The sequence below is a fragment of the Phenylobacterium sp. LjRoot97 genome (genome assembly GCF_964254345.1).
Lineage (GTDB): Bacteria > Pseudomonadota > Alphaproteobacteria > Caulobacterales > Caulobacteraceae > Phenylobacterium.
On record NZ_CAXUTH020000001.1, the window covers coordinates 2450270 to 2469874 of the forward strand.

Consider the following 19605-nt stretch of genomic DNA (forward strand, 5'->3'; position numbering starts at 1 on the left):
CCGCCTGCGCCCCCGCGCGCGTCACGTCGCCTTCTTTAGCATCTGAACTTGGTAGCCGACGCTGAACCCATCGCAGTAAGGAAATGTACTCACATCGATGCCGGCTAGAAGCGTTTTCAGACGCTGACCCTCGCCTGACGGCACAGCTACAGGGACGACTTCCACATCCCAGCCGGCTGAAATCGCGACCTGCCTTGTACCTCCGACTGTCGGCTCGTTGGGATCAGCGATCATCTCATCAATGACGCCGTGCGGATCGAAGTCCTTGCCGGCTGCTTGCCATTGGTTGAGGCGCTCAACGAACCTTGTCGACTGCCCCAGCATCCCGATGACATCGGGGTGCGCGATTGGCGCTCGCTCAGACTGCGCGCGCCACACTCCGTCGACTTGGCGAGGTTCAATGGCCACGGCTACGCGAGATTTCTCCACCTCACATGCTCCGAACACAACGCCTTCAAACAGTAGTGGCGGGGCCGGTGGTTTGCTCTCCGCGATGTACCGGTTTGCTGCTTCCTCGATCCAGCTTGCCACGGCGAACACAGATGGGAAGACGCTGTCTCCATGCCTCACTAGATTGGCTAAGCAGTTCGAGACGACGGCGTATGCGCTCAAGGCCGCGAGCGATGAGCCTGCATAGGCGAAGCCATACGTGCGATGGCTCAGATCCTGCTGATCCTTCCCGGCTGCGCGACTCTGCATGTTGAGTAGCAAAACCTTAGGGCCAGCATCCGTGTACACGTGACCTGGTCCCGAGATGCGAGTATCTGCCACGACCTGGAGGATGTTGCCGGTCCTCCAGTAGACCACAATTGTCACTGTGTTTTCCTAGAGGATCATGTTCAACGCCGGCCGCGCAGTTTGATGTTCGCGGGCCGTCGTTGTGTCTGCCGGGGCAGTAGTGCCGAGCGGCCCTGAATATCTACTGGAACCCGTCGCCTTCCGATGAGACGGCCGTTTAGCTTCACTGACACGTCCATGTGGTGGACGCCTGTGTAAGCAGAGTGCCGGCTAACGCTGAGTCCCGAGCCGGCGATGTGTCCGAGGTCGTTTACGAATTCCGCTTCGTCGCCCTCATTGCGTACGACCCAGCTTAAAACTGCGCCAGCGGGCAGCGAGGCTGCATTCGCTAGGGTGAAGGTAACGGTGCAATCCTTCGGAATGGGGCCAATCCCATTCTGCCCCCGGTAGCGCTGGCGAAGGATGCCGTCAGTCACCGCCTCGACGGCGACCTCTGGCACAAATGTCTGCGCGACGATGGCGCGGCTGCTGAACTTGGCCATCTCCACCACCACCTCCTCGTCACCAGGCGCTGGGAAGAAGTGGACGAAGGCCTCCGACCATATTTCCGCGCTCTCCGCCGAAGTCAGAGCGCCCAGCGCTCGGCCACAGCAACCGAGGAGTTCGTACAATTGCTCTACGAAGGCCTCGTTGCCCTCGCGGTCCAACCGGTTGAGGTCTTCCCGCGGGTCCTTCGGATTCGTGACTGCATAGCTGCGCTGAAGTCTCGCGTGGATTGCCGAGACGAGCGCCTGAAATACCTCGTCATCGCCGCTGAGTGTGTTGAAATCGAGCCTGACGTAGGCCTCGCCGGTCAGCACGGTGAGGAGGATAGAACTGGGCCGTCCTCCCTCCTCAAATCGAAGCGCCGCCCACATTTTGAGGTACCGGACCATACGCCGTGCGCGGGGCCGACCCGCCTCGTTGATGGTAGAAGTCCACCACTGATAGATTGCCTTGGGGTCGCTAGCCTCCCACTCGTCATAGGCGGTTGCCAAGGCCCGCGCATCGCGATCGCTGTCCAGATGGTAGGCCGGCACGTCGATGTGAAAGTCACCCGTGAAATGGATGCGCGAGCATCGGGGCTTAGCGGGTGACACCGAGGTGGCGTCGTTGTCCGCGTTGGCCGCGTACTTGGTAAGCGCCCGTTGCACCATGTCCTTGAGGTCGACGGGGCCGTGCGCGCCGTCCTCAGGTTCTCCGGACCACTGGTAGTAAACACCTAGGTCGATATCAAACTCTTCACCAGCGCGGGCGGGGCGAACCTGCGTGCCGAACTTGTAGGATCCTTGCAGCCAGGACCTCATCGAGCACCCGGACTCCGAGCCCAACTCGGCTAGCAGATACTCAGCGAGGTGGTTCCACCTCGCTTCTTGGGCTTCGAACTGCTCGTCCGATGGCCGCACACGCCAGTCCAGCGTCCGTTCCGGATCTGCCGTCGAGAAGAATAGCGAAGCCGCAATGCCCATCGCCGCAACCCCCTATTTGCGATTGAAGAATTGCGGCTCGGCCGCGCGGTGATTGAAAAAGGGCGTCAACGTCCCTTTGCCCGAGTGTTCCTGCACCGATACCTGTGCGAGCCCGATCAAGTCGGCAGCCGCAGCCGAAGTGGCCACGTCGAGGCCAAGCTCTCGCTCTTGCTCCGGTGAGCGGACAGTATCAATGCGCACGTAGTTGTCGCCGAGCCGATGTTTCACCATCGCGTCAGCAAGCAATTGCTGCGACGCGATCATGACGCTCGGTAGCCGCTCGCCCTCCATCCAAGCCATCCAACCCATGTCAGGATTGGCCGTATTGGAAATGGAAAACTTGGAAGTGGTGGTGCCGATGCTGAGCAGCCGAACTTCGGCCAAATCCTGACCGAGGAAGTGCTGTGCTTCGTGAATGGCCAACAGGTCCGGCGCGTTAGCATACAAGCCCCCGTCGGCGAACAACTGGCCGTCAATCTGGTGAAGTGGAAAGAACGTTGGCGCGGCCGAGGTGGCCAGCGCGACGTCGGTGACACTGAGCTTCCAGTCCCGCGTGAAGGTCTCGTGGTGATCCGTTTTGAAGACTTGCGGGCCACCCTTGGTCAGATTGACTGCAGCGACCATTACTCGGTGACGTAGTTGGCCGATCAGTGTGCCCGCCGGCACCACCTGCTCTATGACGCGGCGTAGCGGTTCGGGCCGGTACTTCGCACGGCCCACGTTGGCTAACAGCGCGACTCTCTTTTGCATCTCGCTTCTCGGCGCGCGGCGTTCCGAGAAGATTGCGCTTCCGTTCTCACGGATGGCGTCGCGGATGGCCGCCGCTGGAGTGCCCGCGGCGAGACCGAGTGCGATGATGCCGCCAACTGACGTCCCGGCCACTAGGTCAAAGCACTCCATCAACGGCCGGCCGGCCTCGGCCTCCAGTTCGGCGAGAACGCCCGCCGTGTAGAGCCCGAGAAAACCACCCCCAGAGAGGCAAAGAATCTGAAAGGTCAAGGTGGACTCCAGCCAGATAGGGATAACGCCCACTCTGCGGATAGCGGGAGCAGTCATGCCCAGGTAACGCCATGAAGCCTGCGCCACTCATATCGCTCAGAAACATGTACTCATGTTCAGGCCCCACTCGTATTTCCCGGATGATGAGGCGACGGTCAAGCTCTGCCCACTTTCGTTTGCTGAACAAGCGACGATCAGACCTTCATCGTTGTCACGTCGGAGTAGGTGCGCTGAGCGGTACCATAACCGGTCCACACCAGCGCAGCGGTGGCCCTGAGCGGACCTTCCGATGGCCAGCTGAAAGCCCGATGCGAACGCGCCGGAACAGCGCCATCCCAAGAGCGGACCACGTAGATGTCGGCTAGGAGCCCCTAGCTGACATCGACGACGACCACGCTCTGCCTAGGCCCCGCTCGCGCCAAGGGCGGGCGTCCGTGGGCGGCCGGAAGGCGGACGCGCCCCCTGCCCGGCGCTTTGCGCGGCAGTCGGCCTGTGGTCCAATTTTCCGGTCGGGGTTGCTTCCCCTGGGGCTGCGAACCTGACATCGCTGCCGCGACATGACCGACCTGCCTATATGCGTCGCCGCGCTCTATCGATTTTCGCCGTTCAGCGACTGCGCGCCGTTGCGCGAGGCGCTGGCGGCCGTCTGCGCCGAGCATGGGATCAAGGGCACGCTGCTGCTGGCGCCGGAGGGCGTCAACGGGACCATCGCGGGGACGCCGGACGGGATCGATGCGGCGCTGGCCTATATCCGCACGCTGCCCGGCTGCGAGCAGCTTTCGGTGAAGATCTCCCGCGCGGCGGTCATGCCCTTCTACCGCATGAAGGTCCGGATCAAGCGCGAGATCGTCACCATGGGGCAGCCGCACATCGATCCCCTGGCGGCCGGGCGCCACTTGTCGTGCGACGACTGGAACGCCCTGATCAGCGAACCGGACACGCTCGTCATCGATACGCGCAACGACTACGAGGTCCGGATCGGCACCTTCGCCGGCGCCGTGAACCCGGGAACGCGGAGTTTCCGGGAGTTTCCCGACTGGTTCCGCGCCAACCGCGAGGCCCTGCTGGGCGGGCGGGCCTCGCCGCCGAAGATCGCCATGTTCTGCACTGGCGGCATCCGCTGCGAGAAGGCGACCGCCTTCCTGAAGTCGGAAGGATTGGACGCCGTCTATCACCTCGACGGCGGCATCCTGAAGTACCTGGAGACGCAGAGCGAGCCGACCAGCCTCTGGCAGGGCGAATGCTTCGTCTTCGACCAGCGCGTGGCGCTCGGCCATGGTCTGGCGCCCGGAAGCCATGTGCTGTGCCGCGCCTGCCGCATGCCGGTTACGCCGGAGGAACGGGACTCGCCGCTGTTCGAAGACGGCGTCAGCTGCCCGGCCTGTCATGGCGAGCGGGACGCCCAGCAGCGGTCGGGGTACGCGGAGCGTCAGCGCCAGGTCGCCCTGGCCGCTTCGCGCGGCGACGACCACTTCGCCAGCGGGCCGCCGGCCAAGCCTGACCGCTAGAAGGCGCTGAGCCGCGCGTCTGCGACCGCGGGACGCGCGACCCTGGGTTTCGAAGGCGCCAATCCCAGGTCGCGCGGGCGCCGGCGGCCTGGCCGCCGTCCCGTCGCGCGGGGAATTATCTAATCAATGTTCAGTTTCCCCTGCGTCGCCCCCTTGATGCCGTCGCCGATCTGCCCACTATGGTTCGAAACAAAGGTATGGGGAGTGACGCCGATGACCGATCAAGCTGGCGATCAACGCGCCTGGAGCATCGTTGAGACCTCCGCCTTCGACCCCGTGGCGCGGGTCAATCCGCACGAGCGGCTGAAGGACCTGCGCGAGCAGTGCCCGGTGCACCGCGACGAGCCGGTGAAGACCTGGTTCCTGACCCGCTACGGCGACGTGCGCGACACGGTCAACGACCGCAGCCTGTGGCGCCACTGGAGCCGCTCGGAGGAAGGCGCCCTGCTCCGCCGCATGGACCGCGATCCCGACGCCCCGCGCCTGGACAGCATCCTGTCGCTGGACGAGCCCGACCACAGCCGCGTGCGGCTGCCGCTGGCCAAGACCTTCTATGCCCGCATCAACGCCATGAAGCCGCAGATCGAGGCGATCATCGACGAGGTGATCGACGCGGTCCCGCACGGCGAGCCCTTCGACCTGATCGGCGACGTCGCCATCCCGATCCCGATCCTGGTCATCGCCACCATCCTCGGCGTCGAGCGCGAGCGGTTCCGCGAGTTCCGCGAATGGTCGGAGGCCTCGATCCTCGGCCTCAACCCGCTGCGGACCCCCGAAGAGACGCAGAAGATGGAGTGGGGCTCGGGCAAGCTCACCGACTACTTCTCGCACCTGATGGAGCAGCGCCGCGCGGCGCCGCAGGACGACCTGATCAGCGACATGGTCAAGCTGCAGGCCGAGGGCGCGCCGCTGTCGGACGACGAGATCCGAGTCAATCTCTCGGCCCTGCTGATCGGCGGCAACCTGACCACCACCGACCTGATCGGCAACGGCGTCTGGCTGCTGCTTAACCACCCGGAGGAACTGGCCAAGCTGAAGGCCGATCCGAGCCTGGCGGCCGCCACGGTCGAGGAGATCCTGCGCTTTGAATCGCCGGTGGCGATCACTAACCGGGTGATTTCCGAGGAGCGCGAGGTCGGCGGCTGCCCGATGCACGTCCACCAGTCGGTGATCACCTCGCTGCACGGGGCCAACCGCGACCCGGAGGTGTTCGAGGACCCCGACCGCTTCGACATCACCCGCAAGCACGTGCCGCACGTCGCCTTCGGCGGCGGCAGCCACATCTGCATCGGCGCGCCACTGGCCCGGATCGAGGCCAAGCAGGCCCTGGTGCGCCTGTTCGCCCGCTTCCCCGACCTGCGCCTGGCCGGCGACGAGCCGACCTGGCGGGCGCTGCCGTTCTTCCGCGGGATGGAGGCGTTGGTGGTGGCGGGGTGATGGGGGTGGACGCCTGACGGCTTTGCGCCCCTTGCGGACATCGGCGGAGGGCCTGAAGGCGGACCTCCGATTGGGGGCCTTCAAGTCGCACGCGCCAGAGGATGCGACGCGAGCGCCTCCCTAAACGGGTGACGAAGGGGCGACGAGCGCTAGAGCTTGCTCGTAGTCAGCGCCGAAGGCTACTCGGGTGATATCGGCCGTTGGGTGACGCTCCAGTTCGGCATCCCATTCTGCCGCAGGAGTGATCTCTCGCATCACGAGGTGGCCATCGGCGATCTCGTGAACGTTGCCGATGTAGCAGACCTCCGGGTCGATCTCTTCGCAGTGGATCGTGATGAGGCGAAAGGCGCGCCCCGCCGTCTCCAACAAATCTTCTATGCTCGCAAGCGATACAGCGGGCGCGTTCGAGGTCGTTTCACCGCGTCGAGCTAGCGCAGTTTCGATGAACACCGCGTACGGATCGTCCTCGATAGCAACGATGTCAGGCCGACGGAAACACTCGAAACCGTCAAGCCGGATCCCATCGTTCACCACCGCCACCATGACAAACCCGGGCCCTATGCCCAGTACGCGGCCACGCACGACCCATTCGTCGTACCGCGTCGTCAGCCGAACAAGCCGGCGCTCGGCCATAGCCGAACTCAGCGCCTTGGCGATTTGGGTAGACTTCAGCTCGGCCATTGGTCGGTGGGTATCCGAAGCGCACGCGCCACGCTACGTCTCTGATCCATCGCGGAAAGGTGGGCGCTGCGAGCAGCAGCGAACGATAGGAGGGCTTAGCGCCTGACGGCGGGCGCCCTAGCCCCGGGCCAACGCGCTTGCTGCCTTGCCGTCATACTGGCCGCCGAAGCTACTCTTCAGGCGGGCCATGATGGTTCCGACGTTGGCGTCGGGGTTCTTGGCCCGGAAGTCGTTGATGGCCTCGCGCAGCTCCGATTCCGTCATCTGCTTCGGGCCATACGAAGAAAGGATCGCCAGTTCGGTTTCAGCGGCCGTCGTGCGCTGGTCGACCCTCGACGCATCGCTGCCGGCTTCGATCAGGCGGGCGCGCTCGCTCGCGAGGTTCTCCAGCGTCAGTTTCGTATTCTTCAGGAACTTCGCGACCGTTGCGACGACCTTTTCGTCAGTGACTTCCGTCACGCCGCGCTTGAACTCTTCGGTCGTGATCTGCGTCGCTTCGCCGATCAGTGTGGTGAGCAGGTCGGCCTTCAGGCGGTCGTTCAACTTGCGCGCCGCGAGTTGGTCAGCTCTGAGCTCGTCAAGCAAAGCCATGTCGCTGTCCTTTCAATCACTTTGTTCGGTCGTTCTGTAGCGGGGGAAGCAGGCCGCCAGTCAAGCGCGGTCGCGCCTTTGGGCCATCGTAGCAGGCCCCCCGCAATATCCTCGTCCGCATTCCATCAGCCCTGCGCCAGAAAGCGCCCATGGCTCGGAGAGGCGCAAAGCGCCCTTCGCCCATCAGCTGAGCGATCTCTCGGTGCGCGTTGACGTAGCGGGCCCGCTCACCCATCGTCGCCTTTGCGACCCGGGTGCTGGTCGGAGCGCCACTGTCGTCGCTGACCGGGGATTGGATTTTCGTGGGTTGACGCACGCCGGCCGAGCGCCCGGTTCAGCCTCTGCTGGCTCGGGCGCCCCGCCGTGCAGACGAGTTAGTGGAACAGGCGGCGCAGCATCGGCCGCATGCCGTCCCAGAGCCGGTCCTTCAGCTGAATGCGCAGCGGGGGATCGGCCTGCGTCGGGGCCGCCGGCCCGGGCCCGCCGCCCTTCGCCAGGACCAGCACCTCGATCTCTCCATCGGTGAAGTAGCGATTGCCCCCGCCGTTGCGCCCCGCCAGCGTGGGCCCCACTCCTGACACCTGATAGGCGCTGGTGGCTCGCCTAGCCGATAGGATTTGCTCGGCGAGCAGGTCGCGCTCGGCGTCGATGTCCGGTGCGATGTCGTGCGTGACTTGTCCGGTGTCGGCGCTCAGGCCGACGCCACGATCGTAGGTGGCCGAGCCAAGCCACACCGGCCGCCCCTCGGTCCCGACATCCAGCACCTTCCACAGCCGTACGTGATGGCGCCGCCTCGCGCTGGCGCCGCTCGCGCGCTCGAATGCAAGATCCTGCCTTCTGCCATCATAGAACAAGGCGCTGACCGGGGCGCGAGGATCGGGCCTGTCGACCAGCACGCTGCGCACGATGCCCAGGCTCGAACGCGTCGTGAGCGGATCGGCCGGCTCCCACCCGATGGCCTGCATGGCGGCGGCGATGTCGCCCTCCTCGCCAACCAGGCCGATGTTCAGAGGATCGCCCGGAATGTCGGCGGAGGTGCGGGTCACCATCGGACGCCCTACCAGCCTCGGTTGCCGCTCATAGTGGCGCCAGGCCGCCGGCAGTAGAACATAGGCCGAGAGGCCATAGAGCATCAGGCCGACCAGCCCGGCCGCGGCGAGCCCCGCTATCCTCCTGGTTCGCTGCGTTCCCACCCGCTGGAGGCTCGCATTATTCTCGCCTCAAGTCCCCTCAAGCGGCGGAGGACGACTCGGCGCGTATCCGTGGCTCACGTGGAAAGTCGAAATAACTTGGGCGGCGCTCCAAGACTAAACTCGCGCTCTCGCCTCACAGTTAAGCATTATTCAGCAAGACGGCCCGACAATCGCGACGTGTTGCGCAGTGTAGAGCGCTGCGGAAGGCCGCTGCGGGGCGGCGATGAATGGGGACGACGCTGTGGCCCGAGATGGTTCTGTGTTCGGGATCGGCCGCAGCCGGTTGTTGCTCCGCGCCCTGATCGTGCTGGGCTGCCTGCTGGCGGTGGTCTCGGCGGTGCGCTTCCAGGCCCCGGAACTGCTCGGCCAGAAGAAGGTGCTGACCGACTTCGACGCCTTCCACCTGGCGGGCCGGCTGGCGCTCGAGGGCCGGGTGTCGGAGGCCTATCACGCGATGTCGATGTTCGGCGCCCAGATCGAGATGGCCGGCTCGGCCGCCTTCATGCCCTGGACCTATCCGCCGCCGTTCACGCTGGCGATGCAGGGTCTCGCAGGGCTTCCGATCGGCGCGGCGTTCCTGCTGTTCGCCTTGGGGAGCTTCGGCTTCTACGTCTGGGTGCTGCGGCGGATCGCCGGCCCCTGGCTGCCGGGCGTGGTGATGGCCGTCGCGCCGGCGATCCTGCTCAACCTGCGCACCGGGCAGAACGGGTTCCTGATCGCGGGCCTGATCGGCGCCTTCCTGCTGGCGTTCCGCGACAACCGCCGCCTGGCCGGGCTGCCGCTGGGGCTGCTGATCATCAAGCCGCACCTGGCGGTGGCCGTCGGCCTGATCGTGCTGCTGCATCGCCGCTGGTCGGTGGCGGTCATCGCCGGGGTGGTCGGGCTGGCCCTGCTCGCGGTCTCCACGGCGGTCTACGGCGTCGGGATCTGGCTCGACTTCCGCAACGCCGTGGGCGAGGCCAGCCGCTTCCTGGCGGCGGGGTATTACCCGCTGTTCCGCATGAACTCGGTCTATGCCGCGGCCCATAGCCTGGGCGCTGGGCCGGCGGCGGCGATGACGCTGCAGCTGGTCAGCGCCGTCGTCTCGCTGGCGATCCTGGCCCTCGCCTGCATCAAGGGCGTGGCGTTCAACCGCCTGGCGGCCCTGGCCTGCGCCGCGACGGTCTGCGTCAGCCCCTACGGCTACGACTACGACCTGACGGTGCTGGGGGTGGGGATCGCCTTCATCTTCCCCGAGATCATGGCGCGCGGCACGGGTCGGCAGTTCCTGGCCTGGTTCGCGCTGACGTGGCTGGCCTGCGGCTATGGCCTGGCGTGGTCGACGGCGATGCACGACGACGGGTCGGGCGTCACGCTCGATGCGAGCCATGGGGGAATTTCCCTGACCGCGCCGGTGCTCTGGCTGCTGTTCGCGCTGACCTATCGCATCCTGGTCCGGCCGCCGGCGATCGAGTCGGAGGACGCGCCGGCGCAGGCTGCGCGCCCGGCGCAAGACGCCGCGGCCGCCTAGCGCGCCAGCACCACGTGCGTGGCCCCCTCGCCGGCCACGTGCTCACTCACCACAAAGCCCATGGCCGGCAGGTCGAGGCCGGCGAGCAGTGCTTCGCCCTGGCCGAGCAGGACCGGGGCCAGGGCCAGGTGCATTTCGTCGATGGCCCCGGCGCGCAGGTACTGGCGCACGGTGTCAACGCCGCCGCCGATCTTGACGTCGAGGTCGCCGGCCGCGGCCTTGGCCTGATCCAGCGCCGCCTCGATCCCCTCCGTGACGAAGATGAAGGTGGCGCCGCCGGCCATCTCGATGGGCTCGCGGGGGTGGTTGGTGAGGATGAAGGTCGGGGCGTGGTAGGGCGGGTCATCGCCCCACCAGCCCTGCCAGCCCTCGTCCGGCCGCCAGGGACCGCGGACCGGGCCGAACATGTTGCGGCCGAGAATGAAGGCGCCGAAGCCGCTCATGGCGCGCTGGGCGTAGGCCTGGTCGACGCCGTCCGAGCCGCCGTCCTGGCCCTGCATGGCGTGGAAGAAGCGGGTGGCGAAGGCCCACTGATGCAGCTGCTCGCCGCCGCGGCCGAGCGGATGCTCCACGCTCTGCCCGGGGCCGGCGCCGAAGCCGTCGAGCGAGATCGAAAAGGCCCCTACCCGCACCCGTGACATCGCCGCCTCCGCAGTTGGTCGGGCATCCTATGCCGAAGACGCGGGTGTGTCCCGAGCCGGCGCCGCGGCAATCTAACTTCGGCGCGGGCGGGTAAAGCCCGATATCGCGCGCTGGAACGACCGCCAGACTGCCCACCCCAATCAGTTGGCGAGGACAGAGGCGATGGCGAAGAAACCGAACATCCTGATCATGTGGGGCGACGACATCGGTCAGTCGAACCTGAGCTGCTTCACCAAGGGCATGATGGGCTACCGCACGCCCAACATCGACCGCCTCGCCGACGAAGGCATGGTGTTCACCGACTACTACGCCGAGCAGAGCTGCACCGCCGGCCGCGCCAGCTTCATCACCGGCCAGGGCGGGCTGCGCACCGGCCTGACCAAGGTCGGGATGCCGGGCGCCAAGGAGGGCATGAAGGACTCGATCCCGACCATCGCCACGGTGCTGAAGGCGCAGGGCTACGCCACCGGCCAGTTCGGCAAGAACCACCTCGGCGACCGCGACGAGCAGTTGCCCACGATGCATGGCTTCGACGAATTCTTCGGCAATCTCTACCACCTGAACGCCGAGGAAGAGCCGGAGAACCCCGACTATCCGGACGCCAAGGAGTTCCCCAACTTCCGCAAGCGCTTCGGTCCGCGCGGGGTCCTGCACTGCAAGGCCGACGGCAAGGGCGGGCAGTCGATCGAGGACACCGGCCCGCTGACCAGGAAGCGCATGGAGACGATCGACGACGAGGTGACCGAGCGGACGGTCGCCTTCATTCGCGAGCAGGTGAAGGCGGGCGTGCCGTTCTTCGTCTGGTTCAACACCACGCACATGCACTTCCGCACCCACGTGAAGCCGGCCAGCCGGGGCCAGGCGGGACGCTGGCAGAGCGAATATCACGACGTGATGATCGACCATGACAAGGCGATCGGCGTGCTGCTCGACCTCGTGGACGAACTGGGCGTCGCCGACGACACCTTCGTCATGTACTCGACCGACAACGGCCCGCACTGCAACTCGTGGCCGGACGCCGGCACCACGCCGTTCCGGTCCGAGAAGAACACCAGCTGGGAAGGCGCCTATCGCGTGCCGGCGCTGGTGCGCTGGCCGGGCAAGATCCCGGCGCGCTCGGTCTCGAACGACATCGTCTCGCACCTCGACTGACTGCCGACCTTCGCCGAGATGGCCGGGGCCGCGTCGATCAAGGAAGACCTGAAGAAGGGCGCCACCCTCAACGGCAAGAAGTTCAAGTCCCACCTCGACGGCGACAGCCTGGTCGGTCACCTGACCAAGGGCGAGAAGAGCCCGCGCAAGGGCTTCATCTACTTCACCGACGAGGGCGAAGTGGCCGGGCTGCGGATGGACAACTGGAAGGTCGTGTTCATGGAGCAGAAGGCCGAGGGCACCCTGGAAATCTGGGGCCGGCCGTTCGTCACCGGACGCATTCCGAAGCTCTACAATCTGCGCACGGATCCCTACGAGTTCGCCGACATCACGTCGAACACCTACTGGGATTGGTACCTTGATCGGGCCTTCATCCTGGTCCCGTGCCAGGACATCATCGGCGACTATCTCGAGACGATGAAGGAGTTCCCGCCGGCGCAGCGCGCGGGCAGCTTCAACCTCGAGAAGGTGATGGACACCCTGCAGTTCGGCGCCACCGGCGGCTCCTGAACCGACGACGGCCTGGGCGCGCGGCGGGGCGATCGTCGCCCTGCCGCGCCGGGTCGCCCTAGAACTTCTGGGTCAGGCTGACCGTGAAGTTGCGCGGGGCGCCGTAGCGATACTGGCTGAAGTAGCTGATCTGGCTGTAGTAGGTCTCGTCGAACAGGTTATCGACATTGACCTGCACGACCGTGGTGTCGGTGATCTCGTAGCGGGCCATCAGGTTGACCAGGGCGAAGGCTTCCTGCTCGATCCGGGTCGGAGCGGTGGTCACCGGATTGACGGCCAGCGAGTAGATGGTGTCGCGCCAGCTGACGCCGCCGCCGACGGTCAGGCCGTCGAGCCCGCCGCCGAACTCCCCATCGAAGGCATAGGTGGTGAACAGCGAGAAGCTCTTGCGCGGCTGGTCGGTGTTGACCTTGGCGCCGGCGGCGTCCTCGACCTCGAACTGGGCGTAGCTGGCGCTGACGTTCCAGTTGGGGTTGATGCGGCCGGTGGCTTCCAGCTCGAAGCCGGTGCTCTCAGCGCCGTCGGCCGGGGCGTAGGCCTCCTCCGGCGGGTTCGAGCCGGGGACCATGACGCCGGTGGGCTGGCCCAGGCCGTCCTGCTGGATCTTGAAGACCGCCACCGAGGTCTGCAGGCCGTCGTTGAAGAAGGCGCTCTTCAGGCCAAGTTCGTAGGCCTTGCCGGTGATCGGCTCGAGCGTCTTGGCGTTGATGTCGCGCACGTTCTGCGGCTGGAAGATCTCGGTGTAGCTGGCGTAGAGCCGGTGCTGGTCGGTCAGGTCGTAGAGCGCGCCGACATAGGGGATGACGACGTCGTCGGCCTTGTAGTTGTCGGCCGCCCCGCCGTTGATCCCGCTTCGCTCCCAGGACGAGAACCGCGCGCCGCCGATCACCTTCAGCTGGTCGGTGATGTTGAGACGGGTGACGGCGAAGAAGCCGGTCTGCTCGGTCTTGTTGTCGGTGTACTGGGTCGCCGCCGGGCCGAACACCGGCTGCGGGAAATTGCCGTCCCAGGTGTAGATGCTGGTCGCCGGGGCGAAGGCGTTGGGGCCGCCGGCCTGGTAGTAGACGACATCGGAGTTCTGCTTGCTGTAGAGCGCGCCCAGCGTGAAGTCGTGCTCGCGGCCGAACAGCGAATAGTCGCCGTGCAGCTGGACGTCGAAGCTGTCCTGGGTGGTCTCGCCCTTGCTCTTGTAGGGCCAGGTGGCCAGGCCGACGCCGGTGGTGCGGTCGATGGCGCCGAACAGGTAGAGCAGCTGCGAATCCTGCTCGTTGATCAGCCGGTTGTAGTTCAGCGAGACGCTCCAGCCGTTGTCGAAGCTGTGCGCCAGGTTGGCGAAGTAGTTGGTGTTGGTGGTGTCCCAGTAGGACCAGTTCGCCGCGGTGTTGGTCGAGACCGGCAGGCTGGTCAGGCCGCCGTCGGTGTAGAAGGTCGGCAGCGCGCCCCAGAACGCGGCGTTCGGGTTGGTGTCCTGGCGGCTGGCCCCGGCCCGCAGCAGGGTGTTGACGGTCAGGTCGGCCTCGACGACGCCGTAGAACACCGACTTCTCGGTCGACTGGCGGTCGAAGTAGGTGTCGCGGTTCTCGTACTTGGCCACGACGCGGCCGCGGATCCGGCCGTCGCTGGTGGCGCCGGAGACGTCGGCCTCGACCTGGAACTTGTTCCAGCTGCCGGCGGCGGCCGACACCGAGCCGCCGAACTCGCGGGCGTCGGCGTGCTTGCGGACCAGGTTGATGGAGGCCGAGGGATCGCCGGCGCCGGTCAGCAGGCCGGTGGCGCCACGGACGATCTCGACCCGCTCGTAGATCGCCATGTCGGCGACGGTCTCGCCGGAGTCGCCGGCCAGACTCCACGACAGCGGCACGCCATCGATCTGGTAGTTCTTGATCTCGAAGCCGCGGGCGTTGAACACGTTGCGGACGTCGTCGACCTCGACCATCGAGACCCCGGCGGTGTTGCGCACCACGTCGGCGATGGTCGTCAGGTTCTGGTCGCGCATCCGCTGCTGGGTGATCACGGTCACCGACTGCGGCGTCTCGCGCACGGTGAGGCCCAGGCCGGTGGCGGTGTCGATCTGCTCGTCGACCGTGTAGCGGCCGGTGACCACCAGCTCGTCGACATTGGTGTCCTGCGCGCTCGCCGTCCCGGCGATCGCCGCCAGCGCCACGCCCGTCAGCAGCCCCAGTTTCCGTTGCATTCGATGTCCCCCGACATGAGGAGCCTGCGACCTTCGCTACTCCTAATAATGCGAGTTAGTCGCATTAGCAGTCGATGCCGCGGGGCACAAGTGCGGCGGTCGAACGCATTTGCGTCGCCGAACCTCTTTCATCGAACAATGTTCACCGCCTAAAGTGCCCCGAGTCACCAAGGGGGAATTCCAAGATGCATCGCAAGCTCGCCGCCGGCCTGGCCGCGGCCGCCATCCTTGTCGCCGGAACGCTGGCGCCGTCGCAGGCCGCCTGGGCGCAGAGCGCAGGGCCGAAGCTGTCGGGCTCGGACCAGAAGTTCTTCAAGCAGCGCAAGCGGGTGGCGATCCCGGCCTATCACGTCACCTACATCACCCAGCAGCAGGGCACGGCGGTGGCCTCGATCGCGGCGCGCTCGCGGTTGAACCTGATGCTGGAAGGGGTGGACGACGCCACCATGCAGACGCTGGCCAATGACGCGCACGCCGACCTGGTGGCGCAATTCAAGGCCGCCGGCTTCGACGTGCTCTCCGACTCCGAAGCCGTGGCGCTGACCGCCGGCGTCGCCGCCGCGCCGAACAACCGCGATGTCGTGGCGGTCGGCCCGTCGATCACCATCGGCAAGTCGGTGAAGATGGGCTGGACGGCGATGGGCGCGCAGGCCGCGCCGCTGCTGACGCCGTTCCACAATCCCAGCAATTCGCCGATGGGGCGTATGGCGTCGATGGACGCCACCGGCAAGCTGGGCGCGGCGGCCCGCGACGCCGACGCGGTGGCGGTGATCTCGCAGGTGGTGATCGACTTCGCCGACATGGAGGCCAAGACCGGCGGCGATTTCCTGGGCCGCTCGAGCGCCGGGGTGTCGTCGAACCTGCGCTTTGGCCTGCGGGCCGGATCGGGCGCGCAACTGGTCAGCGCCTTCGACCGCGGCCCGGCCTTCGCCGGCGGCTGGAGCCTGCTGACCGACTATCCGATGGCCGGTTCGTTCGCGACCATCTCGGAAGGCGCGGCCGGCGTGCGGGTGGGCTCGATGGGCGCCACGACCGACCAGAACTACCAGATCAAGGATCGCGCCCGGGGCGACGCCGTCGTCGTCGACCTGGCGGCCTGGAAGGGCCTGGTCCAGCAGGCCTACCGGGCCCAGAACGCGGCGATCGTGGCGGCGGCGGTGAAAGGCCGCGGCTGACGCGCTATGATCGCGGCATGAGCCTGCCTCCCCTCGCCGTCCGCCCCGACGATGTGCTGGTCGTCATCGATCCGCAGGTCGATTTCTGTCCCGGCGGAGCGCTGGCGGTGGCGGGCGGCGACGAGATCATGCCGCTGATCAACCAGATCGCCGCGCGCTTCGAGCATGTGGTGATCACCCAGGACTGGCACCCGCGCGACCAGATCTCGTTCGCCTCCAACCATCCCGGAGCGCAGCCGTTCAGCGCGGTCGAGGTCGACTATGGGCCCCAGACCCTGTGGCCAGACCACTGCGTGCAGGGCACGCCGGGCGCGCAGCTGCATCCGGCGCTGCACGTGACCCACGCCCAGCTGGTGCTGCGCAAGGGCTATCACCGGGAGGTCGACAGCTATTCGGCGTTCTTCGAGAACGACAAGTCGACGGCCACGGGCCTGGCCGGCTACCTGCGCCAGCGGGGCCTGAAGCGCTGCGTGTTCGTCGGCCTGGCGCTGGATTTCTGCGTCCGCTACTCGGCCGAGGATGCGCTGGCCGAGGGCTTCGAGGCGGTGGTGATCCCGGCGGCCAGCCGCGCCATCGACCTGGACGGCTCGGAGGCTGCGGCCATGGCCTCGTTCGCGGCGCTGGGCGTCGCCCTCGCCGCGCCTTAGGGCCGCCGGCCCATGCGGGCGTAGGCCTGGCGCGGGATTGGTCCCGGCGCCAGCCGCGCGGCGCGGCCGAGCGCCGACAGCGTGACCTTGGCGGCCGCCAGCCGAGCCGGATTGGCGCCGAGCCCCAGCTGGCTCGCGACGCCCGGCGGCAGCAGGTCGATGCTGGCCTCAACCACGAGCGGCTGCAGCGCACGCCCGACCAGGCCCATCGGCGAGGTCCGCCGCACGATGCCCAGGAACTCGTCGATGATCGGGTGATGCACGAGCTGCGGCCGCATCGCCTGCATCCGCTGCGCCGTCATCGCCGCCGAGGTCGACGGATTGCGCGCGCCGAACGCGCGGCCGACCGCCCCGCCCTCGACATAGTAACGATCCTGGTCGGCCCGGCTGAGGCCAGGGTCGACATAGCGCTTGTAGGCGTTGAGGAAGCCGTAGGCGGCCGTCAGGTGAACCCAGTCGGCGAGGTCCGGATCGAGGGCGTGATAGTCCTGCCCCTCGGGCGTCTGGCCGCGCACGCGCTCGTGCATCCGGGTGACCATGGCGATGCGCGCGTCGGCCTCTGCGGTCGGCGCATAGGTGGTGATCATGGTCGCCTCGCCGGTGCGGCGCATGCGGGTCAGCGGATCGCTGGCGAAGATCGAATGCTCCCAGACGCCGGTGCGCACCCGCGGCTCGGCCAGTTCGAGGATCACCGCCGCCACGCCGCCGATCGCCAGGGCGATGGGATTGGCGTGCACCCGCCAGGCGACCGAGTCGGGGCCATAGAGGCCGGGATCGCCCTTGGGCTGGGAGTAGTCGACCCGCGACGGCCCGAAGATCCGCCGGTCGAGCGCGCTCGCCAAACCGGCGCCGGGCGCGTCCAGCACCGCCCGTGTCGAAGTCTCCAAGCTCATCTCGCCTCGCGTCTGCCTGCCCGCAGCCTAGCGAGAACCTAAACGGGCGAACAACCTGACGGTTCTGTCAGGCGCTCAGGCGACCTTGGATACCGGCGGCGGCGCCTCCTGCGCCTGCTGGGCCTGCCACTGGGCGCGCAGGGTGTGGCTGGTGTCGCGGCTGGCGTCATGGCTCCAGCCCGGCGGGCCGAAGAGGTAGCCGAGCGCGTGGCGCGGATGGCGCGAGACATCCGCCAACATTCCGGCCCACTCGTGAAACGCCACCCGCAGAATGTTGAAGTCGCCGAGGTTCTTGACGATGCCATAGCGGCACGGCTCCTCGTCCAGCTCGGGCTGGAAGGTGCCGAACAGCTTGTCCCAGACGATCAGGATGCCGGCGTAGTTGCGGTCGAGGTAGCGCGGGTTGCGGGCGTGATGGACGCGGTGATGCGAGGGGGTGTTGAACACCGCCTCGAACCAGCGCGGCATCCGGCCGATCGCCTCGGTGTGGATCCAGAACTGGTAGACGAGGCTGATCCCCTTCTGGATGGCGATCATCGCCGGCGGGAAGCCGAGGAAGGCCAGCGGCAGCCACAGCGCCCAGGTTCCAGCGATCCCGCCGGTCCAGGTCTGCCGCAGCGCGGTCGAGAGATTGTAGTGCTGCGAGGAGTGGTGGTTGACGTGCGCGGCCCACCAGAACCGGCGCTCGTGGCTGAGGCGGTGGAACCAGTAGTAGGTCAGGTCCTCGAGCAGGAAGATCGCGATCCAGGCCCAGACCGCGGTCATCGGGATGTCGAACAGCCGGTGCTGGTAGACATAGAGCGTGGCCGCGGCGACGACGCCGCCGACCAGCAGGCCGGCCAGCGTGCTGCCCAGGCCCATCACCAGCGAGGCGGCGGTGTCCTTGGCTTCATAGTTGGTGCGGGTGGCGCCAAGCCGCGCCAGCGCCACCTCCAGGATGATCGCCAGGATGAAGAACGGAGTGGCGAGCGTGACGGGATCGAGGCTCATGCGGCGCGGCGATCCTCGCCAGGGCCAGGGGCCGGCGGCCAGTTCGGCAGCGCCAGCCGCGCGACCGGCGCGGCGACGTCGGAAAGATCGAGCCGCACCACCCCGTCGCGGAAGGACGAGGCCACGGCCTGGGTCCAGGGGATGTGACGGGCGACATAGCCGTCGCCGACCTCGCAGAGCACCAGGGCCGCGGCCCCGGATTTGGCCAGGGCGCCGCGACCGTCGACCGCCACCCAGATGCGGTCGATCGGACGGCCTGGAAACTCCTGCGCCAGCAGTTCCAGGGCCTTGGCGTCAGTCAGCGGCGTCATCGGCTTGGCGATCTTGGCCCAGGCGGCCAGGCCGACCAGCACGGCGATCGCCGCCGCCGACGCAGCGAACTGCACGAAGAATGCTTGCGACACTTACGGTCCTCCCCGCAGGCAGGGTCCGCCCGCGCAACGTGACCGTCAAGTGACAGCTATCTAGGCGCGAGGCTTTGCAAACACCGGCGGCGCTCCGGCCGCGGCGCGGCGGCGCAGCACTTCGCGGGCCACCAGGCCGATGATCACCAGGCCGCCGAGGGTGATGGCGGCGATGGTGGTCAGATGCGCCTCGCCCAGGGCCTCGAGCTCGGCCAGGCCCTTGGCGGCGAAATAGCCCGGCGCGAGGATGGCGAGCACCCAGACCACGGCCGACAGGGCGTTGGCCAACTGGAAGGTCCGGCGGCGCATCTGCAGCAGGCCGGCCACCAGCGGCACGAAGGCGCGCAGCGGGCCGAAGAAGCGGCCGATGAAGATCGAGGCCGCGCCATACTGGCGGTTGAACAGGCGCGTACGGGCGACCTTGCGGCGGTGGCCCTTGAACATCGGATGGCGCAGGGCGCGAGGGCCCAAGCGACGGCCGAGCTCGAACGACACGGCGTCGCCGATGATCGCGCCGGCGACGCACCAGAGCACCACTTCGACCGGATCGAGCACGCCCGCGGCGATGAGCCCGCCGGCCATCACCATCAGGGCGGTGGCCGGAATGAAAGCGCCGATCAGGGCCAGAGATTCCAGCAGCGTGACGAGGCCCAGCACAAGGCCAGCCCAGGCCGCATGCCGGGTGATGAAATCTGCAAGACTCTGAATGAACGCTTCCATGGGAGGAGCCCGATATGGGCCTGCTCCCGCGCCTGCGCGAGGGGGCGCAAGGCCGCGGCCGGCAAGTTTTTCCGCTTGTGGCGCATATGTCTCAGACCGCGCGGAGAACCGTC

19 protein-coding genes are annotated in these 19605 nt (G+C 67.0%); 7 read left to right on the plus strand and 12 right to left on the minus strand.

The window, feature by feature from the left end:
• Positions 1-21 precede the first annotated feature (21 nt).
• From ACSQ2H_RS12205 to ACSQ2H_RS12215, 3 genes are read right to left on the minus strand one after another with little or no spacing between them, the layout of a single operon-like run.
• A complete protein-coding gene (locus ACSQ2H_RS12205; protein ID WP_436061655.1) occupies positions 22-816 on the minus strand; it encodes a hypothetical protein in 795 nt (264 codons plus the stop codon).
• A gap of 23 nt (positions 817-839) precedes the next feature.
• Positions 840-2246 carry a CBASS cGAMP synthase gene (locus tag ACSQ2H_RS12210; RefSeq protein WP_436061656.1) on the minus strand — a complete coding sequence of 469 codons (1407 nt, stop codon included), beginning with the start codon at positions 2244-2246 and terminating at the stop codon, positions 840-842.
• 12 nt (positions 2247-2258) lie between these two features.
• Positions 2259-3245 (minus strand): CBASS cGAMP-activated phospholipase, encoded by a 987-nt coding sequence (locus tag ACSQ2H_RS12215; protein WP_436061657.1) that lies wholly within the window; start codon positions 3243-3245, stop codon positions 2259-2261.
• A gap of 557 nt (positions 3246-3802) precedes the next feature.
• Between ACSQ2H_RS12215 and trhO the strand changes: the two genes are divergently transcribed.
• On the plus strand, positions 3803-4753 hold the full coding sequence (trhO, locus tag ACSQ2H_RS12220) for an oxygen-dependent tRNA uridine(34) hydroxylase TrhO (protein WP_436061658.1): 951 nt from the start codon (positions 3803-3805) through the stop codon (positions 4751-4753).
• A 213-nt stretch (positions 4754-4966) separates the two neighbouring features.
• A complete protein-coding gene (locus tag ACSQ2H_RS12225) occupies positions 4967-6190 on the plus strand; it encodes a cytochrome P450 (protein ID WP_436061659.1) in 1224 nt (407 codons plus the stop codon).
• Positions 6191-6310: 120 nt separating this feature from the next.
• Here the strand turns inward: ACSQ2H_RS12225 and ACSQ2H_RS12230 are convergent, their stop codons facing one another.
• The 3 genes from ACSQ2H_RS12230 to ACSQ2H_RS12240 form a co-directional block, all read right to left on the minus strand.
• Positions 6311-6871 carry a hypothetical protein gene (locus ACSQ2H_RS12230; protein WP_436061660.1) on the minus strand — a complete coding sequence of 187 codons (561 nt, stop codon included), beginning with the start codon at positions 6869-6871 and terminating at the stop codon, positions 6311-6313.
• A 117-nt stretch (positions 6872-6988) separates the two neighbouring features.
• Positions 6989-7462: a GatB/YqeY domain-containing protein gene (locus ACSQ2H_RS12235; RefSeq protein ID WP_436061661.1), complete on the minus strand. Its 474-nt coding sequence runs from the start codon at positions 7460-7462 to the stop codon at positions 6989-6991.
• Positions 7463-7836: 374 nt separating this feature from the next.
• On the minus strand, positions 7837-8655 hold the full coding sequence (locus ACSQ2H_RS12240; protein ID WP_436061662.1) for an LssY C-terminal domain-containing protein: 819 nt from the start codon (positions 8653-8655) through the stop codon (positions 7837-7839).
• A 241-nt stretch (positions 8656-8896) separates the two neighbouring features.
• Here ACSQ2H_RS12240 and ACSQ2H_RS12245 point away from each other — a divergent pair, with 241 nt between their 5' ends.
• Positions 8897-10165, plus strand: coding sequence for a glycosyltransferase family 87 protein (locus ACSQ2H_RS12245; RefSeq protein ID WP_436061663.1), 1269 nt, complete (start codon positions 8897-8899; stop codon positions 10163-10165).
• Here the strand turns inward: ACSQ2H_RS12245 and ACSQ2H_RS12250 are convergent.
• Entirely contained in the window at positions 10162-10806 is a 645-nt protein-coding gene (locus tag ACSQ2H_RS12250) for a dihydrofolate reductase family protein (protein ID WP_436061664.1), read from the minus strand. The two genes, ACSQ2H_RS12245 and ACSQ2H_RS12250, sit on opposite strands and share 4 nt — an antisense overlap.
• Before the next feature lie 163 nt (positions 10807-10969).
• Between ACSQ2H_RS12250 and ACSQ2H_RS12255 the strand changes: the two genes are divergently transcribed.
• Positions 10970-11959: a sulfatase-like hydrolase/transferase gene (locus ACSQ2H_RS12255; protein WP_436061665.1), complete on the plus strand. Its 990-nt coding sequence runs from the start codon at positions 10970-10972 to the stop codon at positions 11957-11959.
• An 18-nt stretch (positions 11960-11977) separates the two neighbouring features.
• Positions 11978-12469, plus strand: a complete 492-nt coding sequence (locus tag ACSQ2H_RS12260; protein WP_436061666.1) for a hypothetical protein — start codon at positions 11978-11980, stop codon at positions 12467-12469.
• Positions 12470-12527: 58 nt separating this feature from the next.
• On the opposite strand, the gene ACSQ2H_RS12265 is transcribed toward ACSQ2H_RS12260, so the two are convergent.
• Positions 12528-14663 (minus strand): TonB-dependent siderophore receptor, encoded by a 2136-nt coding sequence (locus ACSQ2H_RS12265; protein WP_436061667.1) that lies wholly within the window; start codon positions 14661-14663, stop codon positions 12528-12530.
• A gap of 185 nt (positions 14664-14848) precedes the next feature.
• Here ACSQ2H_RS12265 and ACSQ2H_RS12270 point away from each other — a divergent pair, with 185 nt between their 5' ends.
• Entirely contained in the window at positions 14849-15838 is a 990-nt protein-coding gene (locus tag ACSQ2H_RS12270) for a hypothetical protein (protein WP_436061668.1), read from the plus strand.
• A gap of 17 nt (positions 15839-15855) precedes the next feature.
• On the plus strand, positions 15856-16485 hold the full coding sequence (gene pncA, locus ACSQ2H_RS12275; protein ID WP_436061669.1) for a bifunctional nicotinamidase/pyrazinamidase: 630 nt from the start codon (positions 15856-15858) through the stop codon (positions 16483-16485).
• Here pncA and ACSQ2H_RS12280 read toward each other — a convergent pair.
• The 4 genes from ACSQ2H_RS12280 to ACSQ2H_RS12295 all read right to left on the minus strand — a co-directional run bounded on the left by ACSQ2H_RS12280 (position 16482) and on the right by ACSQ2H_RS12295 (position 19492).
• Positions 16482-17378, minus strand: a complete 897-nt coding sequence (locus ACSQ2H_RS12280; RefSeq protein ID WP_436061670.1) for an oxygenase MpaB family protein — start codon at positions 17376-17378, stop codon at positions 16482-16484. The two genes, pncA and ACSQ2H_RS12280, sit on opposite strands and share 4 nt — an antisense overlap.
• Positions 17379-17453: 75 nt before the next feature.
• Positions 17454-18368 carry a sterol desaturase family protein gene (locus tag ACSQ2H_RS12285; RefSeq protein WP_436061671.1) on the minus strand — a complete coding sequence of 305 codons (915 nt, stop codon included), beginning with the start codon at positions 18366-18368 and terminating at the stop codon, positions 17454-17456.
• Positions 18365-18772: a hypothetical protein gene (locus ACSQ2H_RS12290; protein WP_436061672.1), complete on the minus strand. Its 408-nt coding sequence runs from the start codon at positions 18770-18772 to the stop codon at positions 18365-18367. Before ACSQ2H_RS12290 ends, ACSQ2H_RS12285 begins: the two co-directional genes overlap by 4 nt.
• Before the next feature lie 60 nt (positions 18773-18832).
• On the minus strand, positions 18833-19492 hold the full coding sequence (locus ACSQ2H_RS12295) for a DedA family protein (protein WP_436061673.1): 660 nt from the start codon (positions 19490-19492) through the stop codon (positions 18833-18835).
• Positions 19493-19605: the final 113 nt, after the last annotated feature.

Excerpts from the sequence above, each read along its gene's own strand:
- ACSQ2H_RS12210 (WP_436061656.1), bottom strand. The coding sequence starts at position 2,246 with ATGGGCATTGCGGCTTCGCTATTCTTCTCGACGGCAGATCCGGAACGG.
- trhO (WP_436061658.1), top strand. The coding sequence starts at position 3,803 with ATGACCGACCTGCCTATATGCGTCGCCGCGCTCTATCGATTTTCGCCG.
- ACSQ2H_RS12225 (WP_436061659.1), top strand. The coding sequence starts at position 4,967 with ATGACCGATCAAGCTGGCGATCAACGCGCCTGGAGCATCGTTGAGACC.
- ACSQ2H_RS12230 (WP_436061660.1), bottom strand. The coding sequence starts at position 6,871 with ATGGCCGAGCTGAAGTCTACCCAAATCGCCAAGGCGCTGAGTTCGGCT.
- ACSQ2H_RS12235 (WP_436061661.1), bottom strand. The coding sequence starts at position 7,462 with ATGGCTTTGCTTGACGAGCTCAGAGCTGACCAACTCGCGGCGCGCAAG.
- ACSQ2H_RS12250 (WP_436061664.1), bottom strand. The coding sequence starts at position 10,806 with ATGTCACGGGTGCGGGTAGGGGCCTTTTCGATCTCGCTCGACGGCTTC.
- ACSQ2H_RS12255 (WP_436061665.1), top strand. The coding sequence starts at position 10,970 with ATGGCGAAGAAACCGAACATCCTGATCATGTGGGGCGACGACATCGGT.
- ACSQ2H_RS12260 (WP_436061666.1), top strand. The coding sequence starts at position 11,978 with ATGGCCGGGGCCGCGTCGATCAAGGAAGACCTGAAGAAGGGCGCCACC.
- ACSQ2H_RS12265 (WP_436061667.1), bottom strand. The coding sequence starts at position 14,663 with ATGCAACGGAAACTGGGGCTGCTGACGGGCGTGGCGCTGGCGGCGATC.
- ACSQ2H_RS12270 (WP_436061668.1), top strand. The coding sequence starts at position 14,849 with ATGCATCGCAAGCTCGCCGCCGGCCTGGCCGCGGCCGCCATCCTTGTC.
- pncA (WP_436061669.1), top strand. The coding sequence starts at position 15,856 with ATGAGCCTGCCTCCCCTCGCCGTCCGCCCCGACGATGTGCTGGTCGTC.
- ACSQ2H_RS12280 (WP_436061670.1), bottom strand. The coding sequence starts at position 17,378 with ATGAGCTTGGAGACTTCGACACGGGCGGTGCTGGACGCGCCCGGCGCC.
- ACSQ2H_RS12285 (WP_436061671.1), bottom strand. The coding sequence starts at position 18,368 with ATGAGCCTCGATCCCGTCACGCTCGCCACTCCGTTCTTCATCCTGGCG.
- ACSQ2H_RS12295 (WP_436061673.1), bottom strand. The coding sequence starts at position 19,492 with ATGGAAGCGTTCATTCAGAGTCTTGCAGATTTCATCACCCGGCATGCG.